Source organism: Desulfatitalea tepidiphila (genome assembly GCF_001293685.1).
GTDB lineage: Bacteria > Desulfobacterota > Desulfobacteria > Desulfobacterales > Desulfosarcinaceae > Desulfatitalea > Desulfatitalea tepidiphila.
Window position 1 is genome coordinate 276,319 of record NZ_BCAG01000001.1, and the last position, 13,102, is coordinate 289,420.

A 13,102-nucleotide genomic window follows, 5' to 3' on the forward strand; every position below is an offset into this window, starting at 1 on the left:
GGCCGGTGCCTTCAGGCCGGGATAATACCAACTGCAGTGCCGTTATTCTGGCCGGCGGGCTCAACACGCGCATGGGGGGCCGCAACAAGGCGTTCATCGAGATCGGCGGCCAAACCATCCTGGACCGCTTGCTGGGCACCCTGACCCCTTTTTTTACCCGCATCCTCCTGGTGACCCGTCAGCCGGAGCTATACGCGGTCCTGCCCCTGCGTGTCGTGCAGGATGTGTACACGGCGCGATCCTCCCTGACCGGCATCCATGCCGGCCTGACCCATATCGAAACCGATCATGCATTGATGCTCCCCTGCGACGCCCCCTTCGTCCAGCCCGCTTTGATCCGGCTGCTGCTCGATGCCGTCGAACCCGGAATCGATGCCGTCGTGCCGCGGATCGGCGGCTACTACGAGCCACTGTGTGCCGTCTATTCCCGCCGCTGCATCGCGCCCATCGAAGCCCAGCTGGAAAACAGCGTGTACAAGATCACGCGGTTTTTCGATGAGATCCGGGTCAGGACGCTCTCCGAAGAGCAGATTCGTGCCGTGGATCCGGACCTGCGTTCCTTTCTCAACGTCAATAACGCCGATGCCCTGCAGGCGATCCTGGCCCAAGGCTGTGATCGCGGCAGCGGCGAATAGTGGTCGGTTGGACCTGCGTCTATTTTAAGCGGCCGGCTTTCTCAGAAATCGCGCTTCGATGAAATCGGCGACGGCCTGAACGTCGTCGATGGGCAGGCAGGGCACGCCGAGGTCGATGGCAATGTCCGAGACCACGGCGATCAGGTGGGGGGACGACCCCTTGGTGTGCCATGGGCTGCGATGGGCAGTGCTGCGGAACAGCTCGATCTTGGGCATGTCGCTCTGCTTGTATCCTTCGGCGATCACCAGGTCCCGGTCCTCGAAGAAGCGCTCGACGATATCCTTCAGACGCATCTCCTCGTCCAGATCCTTGACCATGGCGATTTTACGCGCCGAGGAGATGACCACGGTGGCGGCGCCGGCCTGCTTGTGGCGCCACGAGTCTTTGCCCTCATGGTCGATATCGAACCCATGCGCATCGTGTTTGACGGTTCCCAAGCGGTAGCCCCGGCGGCTCAATTCGGGGATCAGTTTCTCCAGCAGGGTGGTTTTTCCGGAATCCTTTTTGCTGACGAGGCAGACGATGGGGGGCATGTGTCTCTCCTGTGGGTGAGGTTGATGGCACCCCTTATCACAATCCCGACTTGATCACCAGGTCGGCGATCGGCCCCCTGGAGCGTTCCCCTTTGAGCACGATGTGGGCGTAAATGCGGCTGCCTTTGAATTTATGGTCAAAGGAGCTCATTTCTCAATCAATCTTGCCTTAAATGATTCGGGCAGTTGTGATATAGGCTCATTTTTCCGTCCGTCCCGTACGGTTGGTGAAGCGCTTCAATAGTTACCTATTTATGGTTTGAATGGATCGTCGATGTTCTGGACCCGCATGAAACCCTACCGTGGTCGGCTGTTGCTGGCAATGCTCAGCGGCATCCTGCTGACAGCGGCCTTTCCTAAAATCGATCAGGGCTGGATCGCCTGGTTCGCTCTGGTGCCGCTGCTGTTGGCGTTGCGCACAACCGGCGGCCGCGCCGGTTTTTGGCTGGGGATGGCCGCCGGCATGGTCCACTATCTTGGCTTGATCTACTGGACCGCCTATACCATGCACCTTTACGGGCGGCTCCCGTGGATTCAGTCCGTGCTGGTCCTGCTGCTGTTTGCCGCGGTCCTCTCCCTTTTTCTGGGCGGATTTGCCGTTCTGGTGGGTACGCTGGCATACAGGCCCGCCCACCTGGTGCTCGTGGCACCGGCCGCCTGGGTGCTGATTGAATGGCTGCGCAGCTGGATCCTGACCGGTTTCCCCTGGGAACTGTTGGGATACAGTCAATACGACCACCTCTGGGTGATCCAGCCGGCCGATCTTTTCGGCGTTTTCGGAATTTCCGGCTTGATCGTGCTGTTCAATGCGGTGCTGACTCTGGCCCTGCTCTATTGGGCCGAGAAGCCGTGGCAGCGCCATGGAGTGCCGCGCGGGATGGTGGTGATCGGCGGACTGCTGGTCGCCGGCCTATTGGTGGGGACAGCGGCGTACGGCCTGTTTCGCATCCGGCACATCGACGCTCGCATCGCGGAGGCCGAATATGCCGACGTGGCCGTGGTGCAGGGCAACATCGACCAGGCCCAAAAATGGGATGCCAGCTTCCAGGTGCTCACCACGGCCAAGTACAAGGAGCTTTCGGCCGCCGCGGCCGGCGGCGGCGCCCAACTGGTGATATGGCCGGAAACAGCTACCCCGTTTTACCTGTTTCACGACAAGGTGTTGACCCAGATGGTCGTTCAGGGGATTCAGGACATCGGCGCAGACTTCATCGTCGGCAGTCCCAATGTGGATCTGGGCGGCAAGGCGCCGGTCTATTACAACAGTGCCTATCTTATCGGGGCCGACGGCCAGGTGGGCGGCAAATACGACAAGGTCCACCTGGTGCCGTTCGGGGAGTATGTGCCCATGAAGCGCTGGCTCCCTTTTCTGGGCAAAATGGTGGCCCAGGTCGGGGATTTTCAGGCCGGCCGGCAGGGCAGCACCTTGCAGTGGCGGCAGCATCCCGTCGGCATGCTGATCTGTTATGAAGCCATATTTCCCGAGCTGGCCCGGGACATGGCCTGCAATGGGGCCCAACTGCTGGTCAATATCACCAACGATGCCTGGTTCGGCAGGACCAGCGCGGCGTATCAACACTTCTCCATGGCCGTCTTCCGGAGCGTGGAGAATCGACGATTCCTCGCGCGCGCCGCTAACACGGGCATCAGCGGGTTCGTCGATCCCAACGGACGCATTCTGGCGGCCACGGACCTTTACAAGGATGCGGCCTTGACCGCCCGGGTTCATTTTTTGAGCCAAACAACCCTGTACAGCCGTTGGGGGGACTACCCCCTCGTCCTGGCCGTCCTGACGACTCTGGGGGGCTTTGCCGCCGCCCGCTTGAAACGCTCGCGACACCGTGAAAGTAGACCGCCCGGGCTCTGAATTTTCATCCAGGCACCGATCGATTGCATCCAATGGCAGCAATTCAAACTGAATGTGCTCCACCCACGCCGGGTTTAATGAATGACATTCAGTTAGAATCGCTTATCCTATGGACATCCGGTTGACATCCGGATCAATGGGTATAAACTAATGCGCATCCACAAAGTGCCGATTGGCCATTAGTGGATGCGCACAAACTCAAGCCAACACAACAGGAGGGCGCCGCCATGGCCGCAGAAATCAAACAAACGCTCAAAGCTTTGAGGACCAAATTAACCCGCCTCGGAGAGTGTCTTTGACCTAACCGCCAAGAAGAACCGCCTGGCGGAATTGGAATCGATCGTGGCCCGCAACGGATTCTGGGACAATCCCGAAGCGGCCAAACCCCTGCTCAAGGAACGTACCTTTCTGAGCGCACGCATCGAGGCTTACAACAGCCTGCTGTCCGATATCGACGACAACGATCTGCTCGTGGAAATGGCCCTGGAAGAGGACGACGCCCAGACCCTGACCGAGGTGGAACAGCAGGTCGACGCGTTGGAGCGGCGCATCCACGAGTTTTCCCTGGATATGATGCTCGACGGTGAGCTGGATGGCAACAACGCCATCGTCAGTATCAATGCCGGCGCCGGTGGCACCGACGCCCAGGACTGGGCCGAGATGATGCTGCGCATGTACCTGCGCTGGACCGAGCAGCGCCATTACAAGACCGAAATCCTCGATCTGCAGCCCGGAGACGAAGCCGGCATCAAGAGCGCCACCTTTACCGTCAAGGGTCAGTATGCCTATGGTTATCTGAAAAGCGAGATCGGGGTGCACCGGCTGGTGCGGATATCGCCCTACAATGCCAGCGGCAAGCGCCAGACCTCCTTTGCTTCCGTGTTCGTCTATCCCGAGGTGGACAACGAAATCGTCATTGACATCGAGGACAAGGACCTGCGCATCGATACGTTTCGGGCCAGCGGGTCGGGCGGCCAGCACGTCAACAAGACCTCCAGCGCGGTGCGCATCACCCATCTGCCCACGGGCATCGTCGTGCAGTGCCAGCAGGAAAAATCCCAGCACCGCAATAAGGAGATGGCCATGAAGGTGCTGCGGTCGCGGTTGTATCAACACGAAAAGGAAAAGCAGGATGCCGAACTGCAACAGGTGCATGACAGCAAGGACGAGATCGCCTGGGGCAGCCAGATCCGTTCCTATGTGCTCCACCCCTACCAGATGGTCAAGGATCATCGCATCAACATGGAAGTCGGCAATGTGAACAGCGTGCTCGACGGACAGCTCGATGCATTGATCGAAGGCGTGTTGCTGAGCGGCGTCGAATAGTTGCGACAACGGCGCCGGTGGCCGGGAGAGGAATCTGTTATGTGATCGGTTGAGAAGTGTTAAGTTTAAAGTGTTCAGTTTGAAGTGAAGGTATTCTGTCGATTTTAGATGATATCCGGTGAGTGACGGACATGATGCACGTGGATGCCGAGGCCATCATTTTCGAATACTACCGACGGGGCTCGCCGTTGGCTGATACGCTGCTGGACCACAGTCGCAGGGTGCGGGACAAGGCCCTGGCCGTGGCGAGCGGTTTGACCGGTGAGCCGGTGGATCTGGATTTTCTATCCGCCGCGGCCATGCTCCACGATATCGGCATCATCGAGACGGCGGCCCCGTCCATTCATTGCCACGGCATGCAGCCCTATGTGCGCCACGGCATTATCGGCCGCCGCATGCTCGAAGCCCATGGGCTCGATCGGCTCGCCCTGGTGTGCGAGCGCCATATCGGCACCGGCATCACCCGTGAGGACGTTCGTCGGCAGCGGTTGCCCCTGCCCAGTCGCGACATGGCGCCGCTCTCTTTGGAAGAGACGATAGTCTGCTATGCGGATAAGTTTTTTTCCAAGACCAATGGCGGCTGCGAGCACACCGCAGAACAGGTCACCGCCGATTTGGCCCGTTATGGAGCGGAGAAGGCGGCCGTATTTCTGGCCTGGCACCGCCGGTTCGAAACCCGGTCATCTGCACCGCCGGTCATGACCGACATGGGGGACCGGGTTCACGCCGATTCAAGGAGTACATCATGAGTTCACCGGAAGACAATCGCCGCAGCGGCCGGGTGTTGCCCGTGGCCCTGACCATCGCCGGTTCGGACAGCTCGGGCGGCGCCGGCATCCAGGCCGACCTGAAAACCTTTCAGGCCCTGGGGGTTTTCGGCATGAGCGCCATTACTGCGGTGACAGTCCAGAACACCTGCAAGGTGTACGCGGTTCAGACCATGCCTCCTAAAATCGTCCACGATCAGATCGTCTGCCTGTTCGACGACATTGGCATCGATGCCGTGAAGATCGGCATGGTGGCCGATGCCGCCGTGATCGAAGCGATCGCGGCGGCCCTTTCAGGCGTGGCGCGGCCGCCGGTGGTGCTCGATCCGGTCATGATCTCCAAGAGCGGTTATGCCCTGCTCGATCCCCAGGCGCGGCAGGCGTTGATTCAGCACCTGTTTCCCCTGGCTCAGGTGGTCACCCCCAACATTCATGAGGCCGAGGCCCTGATCGGCAGCCGGATCGAAACCGAGGCGCAGATGCGTACGGCCGCCGAACGGATCAGGGCGTTGGGAGCGGAAAAGGTGGTGGTCAAAGGCGGGCATCTCGGCGGGTCCCAGGCCACGGATATCGTTTTCGACGGTCGGCGATTCCAGAGCCTGACCAGCGAACGGCTCGAAACCGCCAATACCCATGGCACCGGCTGTACGTTTTCATCGGCCATCGCCGCCTACCTGGCGAAAGGGGCGGGTTTTTCGATGCCGTGAGCAACGCCAAACGCTATGTCACCGGCGCCATTGCCAATGCCCTGGCCATTGGGAAAGGGCACGGGCCGACCGACCACTTTTTCGATCTTTACCGGCGCGCCGGGTTGACGTCAGATCCAGTCCGGTAGCATCGGCTATCCCTTGCTGCGGTTGCCCTGCCGGTCCCAGAACATTTCGCCCTTGGGGCCGCCGCGATAACCGTCCACGAAATGGATGCGCGCCCTGATCTGCCCATTGTCGTAATAGCGGGTCACCACGCCATCGAGAATCCCCGCCTCGTAGGGTTCGACACTTTCGATCTTGCCGTCGGGATAATAAAAATAGCTGCGTCCCTGCAACAGGCCGTCTTTGTACTCTTTTTTGTAACTGACCATGCTTCGGCGGTAATCCTCTCCGCGGCTGGTGCCGGTGATGATGCCGGTGAACGGTTCGTCCTTGCCGATCTCGTAGACCAACCCATTGCGCTGAAAAGTTTTCGATTCGTCGATTTCGGCCGTGCAGGCGGTGAGGAGCGCGCCCGCCAGGAGAACCAACAGCCATGTGGCCGCTGAAGCGCATTTGAACCTGACATTCATGATATTTTCCCGATGACGAAGATCACGCCATTCAATCCATAAAATGGATGGATCTGTTAAGGTCTCTACCGGACGGTGCCGTAACGACTGCAAGCCCGTTGTTGGGATATCGGCAGAACAGCCTGAAACTTTAGGTCGCATCCATCCACAAATGGCCAATTTGCCTATTTGTGGACGGACACTATGCAACAGTCGGATGGTCGGTCTTTGGAGGCGCGATCGCGAAGCCGCCGGGACTAGAGCCCTAAATACGCCTTGCGCACCTGGTCATTGGCCATCAGGCGTTCGGCGCTTTCTTCGAGAATGATGCGGCCGTTTTCCATCACGTATCCGCGGTGGGCCACTTTGAGCGCCAGGTTGGCGTTCTGTTCGACCAGCAGGATGGTGGTGTTGTTTTCGGCGTTGATTTGACGGATAATGTCGAAAATACGGCCGACCACCAGAGGTGCCAGCCCCAGCGAGGGTTCATCCAGCAGCAGCAGCCGCGGGCGCGCCATCAGGGCCCTGGCAATGGCCTGCATCTGTTGTTCGCCGCCGGACAGGGTGCCGCCGGCCTGGTGGCGGCGTTGGGCCAGGATGGGAAAGAGCCCCAGCAACAGGCCGAACACGGTGCCCAGGCCGGCGCCGATGGGCAGGGCGAGCCAGAAACCGATGCCGAAGTGGTAATTGAGCAGCGCATAGCTGTAGGCGCCCACCGCGAAAAAGGCCACATAGCCCAGGTCGAGCAGGCCGGCCAGGCCGACCACGATGTTCAGGCCCAGCGCCACCACCACGTAGATCAACACGTTGGTCATGATGATGGTCTGGTGCCACGAGAAGACAAAGGGAAGGGCCAGGAAGAAGAGGCCCGTCAACACCAGGGCGGGCCGGACAATGCGCGGATTTTTGAAGAATTGCCGGGCGATGAGAGTGGATCGGGATGGGGCGGCGTCCGGTCTTCCTTGCCGGGTTTGCCTGCGCCGCATCAGGCGGCGCCACACGAGCGAAAGCACGAAGCTGCCGAGGCCGACCCACAAGAGGCGGTCCCAGCGCCACGCGATGGTGTTGTCGATGGTGTTGACCCGGATGACCATGATCGGAAAGGTCAAAAACATGAACCAGAGGGCCGCCCACAGCGATTTTTTAATCTCGGCGAAAGATATCATGTGCCGTGCATGCCGCTCCTTATGCCCCGGATGGATGTCTCAGTAATAGACAGAATACCTTCACTTTAAACTTTAAACTTTCCACTTTACACTTCCCTTTCGCCGCGCGGGTCGGCTTCGATGAAGCTCTTGGCGAACTCGGCCAATCCCTTGCCATAATCGCCTTTGTCGTGCAGCACGGCGATCTTCTTCACTTTCAGAACATCCAGGGCGAAGTCGACCTCCAGGCGCGCCTGGGCGTCGTCGGAAGCGATGGTGCGGAAGAAGTTGGGACAGTCGCCGCTCTGGGTCAAGGCCGGGTTGGTGGCCGAGGGCGACATGGCGATCAACCGGGACTCTTTGTAGATGCCCAGGGCCGCCTTGGTGGCGCCCGAGCAGATGTGGCCCAGTACGGCATGCGCGCCGCCGCCCGCCACCTTGGTGGCCGAATTGGTGGCGATTTCCGGTTTGCAACCGTCGTCTTCGACGATCAATTCAATGGGGCGGCCGTTGATGCCGCAGGATGCATTGCGCCTGGCCGCCACCAGTTCGGCGGCGCGTACCGTGGGGATGCCGTAGGAGGCCAGATCGCCGCTATGGGCGCCGACCACGGCGAGCTTGATCGGCGGCAGCGCCTTTTCCTGCGCCGGTGACGTCGCATCGTCGCTTGGCGAGCACGCTGTTAAGAGCATGCCAAGGAGCATGACGGCGAGCAGCACCATGACGGCCATACGATGGGTTGTTCATTGGATCCGTGTCATTTATCCATCCTCCTTTTTCTCGCGCTGGGCAGCTGGGTGGCTTGAACTCTTTATATCGGTAACCGGCTAATTTTGCAAATAAACGAAGAGTCGGAAAAATTCCTTGATGACACGCCGGGCGGGTGTATATAACCCCACACCATAACGGGTGCCTGTGGGTGATCCTGGGGAGCGCGTGCGGCGATCCCCGAACCCCAAGGACATACAAGGGAGTGGGCGATGCCTCCGAGAACGATTGGGTTGGTGGTCAAGCCCGACCCCAATGCCCGGCAACACGCCGATGCATTGGAGGCCTGGCTTGTGGAGAAGGGATGCCAGGTGGTTCGCCTGTCCCACGACGCGAAACCCGGCACCGCCCCTTGCCCCAGCCTGACGCCGGCACCCAAGGGGTTGTTCTGTACCGTCGTTTTGGGCGGAGACGGCACCTTTCTCAGCGCCGTGCGCTGGTTGGGCGACAACCAGGTGCCCATCCTGGGCGTAAAATTCGGCGAGGTGGGTTTTCTGGCCGAGGCGGCGGAGGAGCAGATCTACACCGCCGTGGCGACCATATTGGAGGGTCGATTCGTCACCTGGCCGCGGATGCGTCTCAATGTCGAGGTGCGGCAGTCCGAGCGCCTCGTGGCCAACGAAACCGTATTCAACGACGTGGTGATCAACAAAGGGGCGCTCGCCCGGCTCGCCCTCATCACCGTGCATATCAACGACCGTTATTTGACCGACTATCGCGCGGACGGATTGATCTTGGCCACACCGACCGGATCGACGGCCTATTCCCTGGCCGCCGGCGGACCGGTCATGCAGCCGGCCGTACCGGGGATTCTCATCACCCCCATCTGTCCGTTCACCCTGACCAACCGCCCCCTGATCGTCTCCGACGACAGCCGGATCTCGATCCGGCTGGCCGAAAAATCGGCCGACATCATGCTCACCTTCGACGGCCAGGTGGGGATGCCCATCGACCAGAGCCACACCATCGTGGTCCAGAAATCCCCGGTGCCGGTTCAACTGATCGCCCTTCCCGGCCGCAGCTTTTTCGATGTCTTGCGGACCAAGTTGAGGTGGGGGGGGAGTAGGACATAAGATATTAAGTTTTAAGTTTAAAGTGTTAAGTTTTAAGTGAAGGTAGGGTATCTATTTTTAATAAAAATCAAATCGACAGAATACCTTCCCTTTAAACTTTACACTGAACACTTTAAACTTCTTTTTTTCACGGCCTCGCCCCGGCGTCGGTGACCTGCGGCACCGGATCGGGCGGCAGGTTCCCACGGATCAGGACACTCTTCTGCATGGCGTCGACCACCCGGTTGACCTCTTCGACCCCCTGGCGGATCTCCAGGATTCCCTCTTTGAAGGTGGTGGTGATCTCGGGCACCTGGCGGCTGCCGGCCTTGATGTTCTCCATCGTGGTTTGCAGGTCGCCGGCCGATGCCTCAATGGCCTGAAGGATGGTCCTGGCCTCTTGAATGCCGGCATTGATGGCGACGCCGGTTTCTTTGAAAGCCGCAAGGTTGTCGTTGACCAGCTGCACGGTGGTGGGGGCCATGGCTGCTGCCTGGTCGATATTGGCCAGTATATCGCCCATTTGCTCGATGTTGTCCACGATGCGCTGCATCAGGTCTTCGGATTTCAACATCAGGCCCATGGGCCCCTTTCCGGCCTCGAGGTCCGCAGTGAGCTTGGCCATATCCTTGCTGATGCGTTCGAGATTATCCAGTGTGGCGAGCAGCGGGCCGTTGGGATCGCTGAGGTTTTCACTGACCTTGGAGATGTCCTGGATGGCCGTGACGACCATCTTGGCCGTCTTTTCGACTTCGAATTCGGTCAGCAGATCGTCGATGGATCGCTTTTCACGGGACGGAATGGCTCCGTTTTGGGCAATGGGCGGTGCCTCGGCCGAGCCCGGCAGGATGGCGATATACTCGGAGCCGATCAGGGTGGGGCTTTCGACCACGGCCACCGCATCTTCACGGATGCGTGGGGTATATTTCTGCCGGATGGCCAGTTTGACCAGCACGCGGTTGTTCTCGAGGGTGATGTCATCCACCTTGCCGATATCGGCTCTGAAGAGTTTGACCGGCGCGTTGACTTGCAGGTTATAAGTTTCGCTAAACGTGGTGTAGTAGGTTACATACGTTTCGAACCAGTCTTTGCCGCGCCCGATCATCACGACGCTCAACAGGAGCAGCAGGAGTACGCCTGCCACGAAAGCGCCCACGATCTTTTCTATCTTTGAGAATTCCATCTCCATGTCGATTTGTTTTCTCCGCCGGGCTGACCGTTGGATGACGGCCGGGATGGTATCATGGCGATCCGGCTGATATCGTTCCAGGCACCGTCATCGTCAAGCTCCCCTTGTCTACCACAATTTTTCGATTGGCGAAACGCGCGAACAACCGTTGATCGAAGGATAGGAAGACGGTCGGCAACCGTTGCGCGATCATTTGTTCGAAAAGGGCGACGAGCAGATCGAACTTGGCATGCCCGATAAAGTCTTCGGGCTGGGAGAGCAGCATCACGTGTGCCTTTTTCGTCCACTCACGAATAACGATGGCCGCTTGAATCTCCATGGTATTGAGCAGGGAGGGCCGCTGGTCGAGTTTTTCCATCAGTCCGAAGGATTGGCAGAGGCGCAGAACGTCGGGCTCGAGATCGATATCCAGGCGGTTTTCATGGTAGTAGCGCTGCAGCAACAGGTTTTGTCGAACCGTCAAGTTGCTGATCAAGGCAGCGTCGCGGGCCACATAACCGATCCGTTGCTTGCAGCAGAGCATGTCGCCGTAGCGGCGCAGATCGTGAGGTTGTCCATTAAACACATACGTGCCTTTGGACGGCATCGCCAATGTGGCCAGGGCCTTGAGAAACAGTTGCGCATCATCGGAATTGGGGCTTTCGATGGCGCACACGTCCCCTGTTGCCAGGGTAAAGGAGATATCGCGCAGTCCCTCTCCGGAACCCTGGGGTGGCACACTGTAATCCTGGAGTTGTACGACATGCATGGCTATAGGTAAAAAGCAATTGAAATCAATGCGTTAATAACAAGGCAATAAAAAAAACATTCGATGGCCGAGCGCGATGTGGCCACCGGCACCTCCGTGATGCGAATTTTGGTCTCGAACCCGCGATACAGGCTGGTCACGGTAATTACGATGCCGAAGACCATCGCCTTGAGGAACCCGACCCCGATATCCGCGGGTATGATGGCTTTGGCGATCTGGTATAGGAAGTTGCCCATGGGGATGTCCGTCGCCGCCCAGACGACGACGTAGCCCCCCAATAGCGACACCAGGTCGAAGACGATGAACAGCCCGACCATTGCCGATGTGATCCCGATCAGACGCGGCAGACACACCACGCGGATCGGGTCCAAGCCAGCCATCTCCAGGGCATCCAGCTCATGCAGCACCCGCATGTAGGAAATTTCGATGGTGACTGCGGTGGCAGACCGCAGGATCACCAGTAAGGCGGTGATGACCGGACCGAGTTCGCGGATGACTAGCAGGACCGACAGGCGGCCGAAATCGTATTGTCCGGACAATTTGGCGAATTGGACGATGACCATGCTGCCGACCAGCAGGGCCACGGGTATCAGGATCGGCAAGGCCTGCACGGCGGTGAAATAGAGTTGTTCGATGACGATGCGGCGGATCAGGGCACGGCCCGCCTGGGGGCGGTCTCGAATCTGGGCGAGCATGCGGTAGAACAATGCGAACAGGTCCAGCATGTGGGTGAAGGCGTCAATGGTTTTGCGGCCGATATAACCGATAACCTGTTCCATAACCCGTTACTGGCCCCGTTGCACCTCGTCTGAGGATTGGTTGACTTCCAGAGAGTCTTACAATATATTGTTCGACACGGTCAACAGTTTGGATAACTACCTAAAAACAGTAGACTAATAATGCGCATCTGGTTTTCTTTGAGTTGTTGCCTGCTGATTGCCTGCCCCCTGGTCGGTTTCGCCGAACCTCATGGCGCATTCATTGAAACCCTGCCCAACGGCAGCATCCATTGGAGCGATGGGGTCCTGATGGCCCACAGCAGAATTTTTTCCGACACCCCCTCCGACACATCATCGGTCGAGGGCGGCCCATCCAAGGAGGCGATGCTGCGTCGGTCCCGGGAAGCGTCGATCCACCAGTTGCTCGTGACCATGGCGCATATCCGCATGGATGCCTTTCGGTATGTGGGCCACGTCATGTCGGCGGACCCGAAGGTTGCGGCCAGGGCAGCGGAGATGGCGGCCGCCGCTTCGGTCATTGACGCCGGGCCATCGGATGAAGCGGGAGGTGTCGCGGTCCAGGTGCAGATGTCCATGCTCGGTCCACTGGCTCAATTGGTGTTGCCCGAGTCGATCAAACCGGTGGAGAGCATCAAATCCTTCACTCCGGCTGCCCCGGGAAACACGGCGTCCGGATCTCCCGAACTGCGCACGCCGCCGGAGGAGCCGAATGTCTTTACCGGGCTGGTCGTCGATGCGCGCGGCACGGGCGCCCGGCCGGCCATGGTGCCGATGCTGGTCGATGAGAATGGCAGGGAGATCTTCGGATCGGCCTTTGTCAGCCGTGATTATGCGGTGCAGCAAGGCGTTTGTATGTATGTCAGTGCCTTGGATAAACCGGAGCGGCATCCGCGGGTGGGGCCCAAGCCGCTCGTCGTAAAGGGGTTGCACACCCTCGAAGATCGAAATTGTGATGTGGTGATCAGCAACGCCGATGCCGCCAAATTGCGGGACGCATCTGCCAATTTGGGGTTTTTGAAAAAATGCCGCGTGATCATTATCCTTGATCCGTAGGTGTGCCGAGGTGGTGT

The 13,102-nt window shown here is 59.1% G+C and carries 15 protein-coding genes; 8 read left to right on the top strand and 7 right to left on the bottom strand.

The genetic code is table 11. The annotated features are described in order from the left end of the window. Positions 1-5: 5 nt before the first annotated feature. Complete coding sequence (mobA, locus tag DFT_RS01255) at positions 6-635, top strand: molybdenum cofactor guanylyltransferase (protein ID WP_054029426.1); 630 nt, start codon at positions 6-8, stop codon at positions 633-635. A 24-nt stretch (positions 636-659) separates the two neighbouring features. Here mobA and mobB read toward each other — a convergent pair whose 3' ends face one another. Continuing rightward, entirely contained in the window at positions 660-1,169 is a 510-nt protein-coding gene (gene mobB / locus DFT_RS01260; protein ID WP_054029427.1) for a molybdopterin-guanine dinucleotide biosynthesis protein B, read from the bottom strand. Between the two features lie 274 nt (positions 1,170-1,443). Here mobB and lnt point away from each other — a divergent pair, with 274 nt between their 5' ends. From lnt to DFT_RS27095, 5 genes are all read left to right on the top strand, one after another. Next, complete coding sequence (lnt, locus tag DFT_RS01265; RefSeq protein WP_054029428.1) at positions 1,444-3,036, top strand: apolipoprotein N-acyltransferase; 1,593 nt, start codon at positions 1,444-1,446, stop codon at positions 3,034-3,036. Positions 3,037-3,263: 227 nt separating this feature from the next. After that, positions 3,264-4,362, top strand: a protein-coding gene (gene prfB, locus DFT_RS01270; RefSeq protein WP_152971821.1) for a peptide chain release factor 2 whose coding sequence is annotated in 2 segments (ribosomal slippage) — positions 3,264-3,332 and positions 3,334-4,362 — 1,098 coding nt in all. Because the reading frame shifts where the segments join, the coding sequence is not laid out codon by codon here. Between the two features lie 131 nt (positions 4,363-4,493). Beyond that, positions 4,494-5,111, top strand: a complete 618-nt coding sequence (locus tag DFT_RS01275) for an HD domain-containing protein (RefSeq protein WP_235506150.1) — start codon at positions 4,494-4,496, stop codon at positions 5,109-5,111. Further along, on the top strand, positions 5,108-5,836 hold the full coding sequence (thiD, locus tag DFT_RS01280; protein ID WP_305791172.1) for a bifunctional hydroxymethylpyrimidine kinase/phosphomethylpyrimidine kinase: 729 nt from the start codon (positions 5,108-5,110) through the stop codon (positions 5,834-5,836). Before DFT_RS01275 ends, thiD begins: the two co-directional genes overlap by 4 nt. Next, a complete protein-coding gene (locus tag DFT_RS27095) occupies positions 5,833-5,964 on the top strand; it encodes a hypothetical protein (protein ID WP_305791173.1) in 132 nt (43 codons plus the stop codon). The genes thiD and DFT_RS27095 overlap by 4 nt, the downstream gene beginning before the upstream one ends. A gap of 6 nt (positions 5,965-5,970) precedes the next feature. Here DFT_RS27095 and DFT_RS01285 read toward each other — a convergent pair whose 3' ends face one another. The 3 genes from DFT_RS01285 to DFT_RS01295 form a co-directional block, all read right to left on the bottom strand. Beyond that, positions 5,971-6,411: a toxin-antitoxin system YwqK family antitoxin gene (locus tag DFT_RS01285; protein WP_054029429.1), complete on the bottom strand. Its 441-nt coding sequence runs from the start codon at positions 6,409-6,411 to the stop codon at positions 5,971-5,973. A gap of 236 nt (positions 6,412-6,647) precedes the next feature. Continuing rightward, positions 6,648-7,556 (bottom strand): ABC transporter permease subunit, encoded by a 909-nt coding sequence (locus DFT_RS27435; protein WP_054029430.1) that lies wholly within the window; start codon positions 7,554-7,556, stop codon positions 6,648-6,650. Between the two features lie 86 nt (positions 7,557-7,642). Further along, positions 7,643-8,266 (bottom strand): branched-chain amino acid ABC transporter substrate-binding protein, encoded by a 624-nt coding sequence (locus tag DFT_RS01295; RefSeq protein ID WP_083453250.1) that lies wholly within the window; start codon positions 8,264-8,266, stop codon positions 7,643-7,645. Positions 8,267-8,515: 249 nt separating this feature from the next. Between DFT_RS01295 and DFT_RS01300 the strand changes: the two genes are divergently transcribed. After that, entirely contained in the window at positions 8,516-9,376 is an 861-nt protein-coding gene (locus tag DFT_RS01300) for an NAD(+)/NADH kinase (protein ID WP_054029431.1), read from the top strand. 127 nt (positions 9,377-9,503) lie between these two features. Here the strand turns inward: DFT_RS01300 and DFT_RS01305 are convergent, their stop codons facing one another. From DFT_RS01305 to DFT_RS01315, 3 genes are read right to left on the bottom strand one after another with little or no spacing between them, the layout of a single operon-like run. Then, entirely contained in the window at positions 9,504-10,544 is a 1,041-nt protein-coding gene (locus DFT_RS01305; RefSeq protein WP_083453251.1) for an MlaD family protein, read from the bottom strand. Positions 10,545-10,596: 52 nt separating this feature from the next. Beyond that, on the bottom strand, positions 10,597-11,262 hold the full coding sequence (locus tag DFT_RS01310) for a P-loop NTPase family protein (protein WP_054029433.1): 666 nt from the start codon (positions 11,260-11,262) through the stop codon (positions 10,597-10,599). A 32-nt stretch (positions 11,263-11,294) separates the two neighbouring features. Then, positions 11,295-12,071, bottom strand: coding sequence for an MlaE family ABC transporter permease (locus DFT_RS01315; RefSeq protein ID WP_054029434.1), 777 nt, complete (start codon positions 12,069-12,071; stop codon positions 11,295-11,297). A gap of 120 nt (positions 12,072-12,191) precedes the next feature. Here DFT_RS01315 and DFT_RS01320 point away from each other — a divergent pair, with 120 nt between their 5' ends. After that, on the top strand, positions 12,192-13,085 hold the full coding sequence (locus DFT_RS01320) for a TP0624 family protein (protein ID WP_054029435.1): 894 nt from the start codon (positions 12,192-12,194) through the stop codon (positions 13,083-13,085). Positions 13,086-13,102 lie beyond the last annotated feature (17 nt).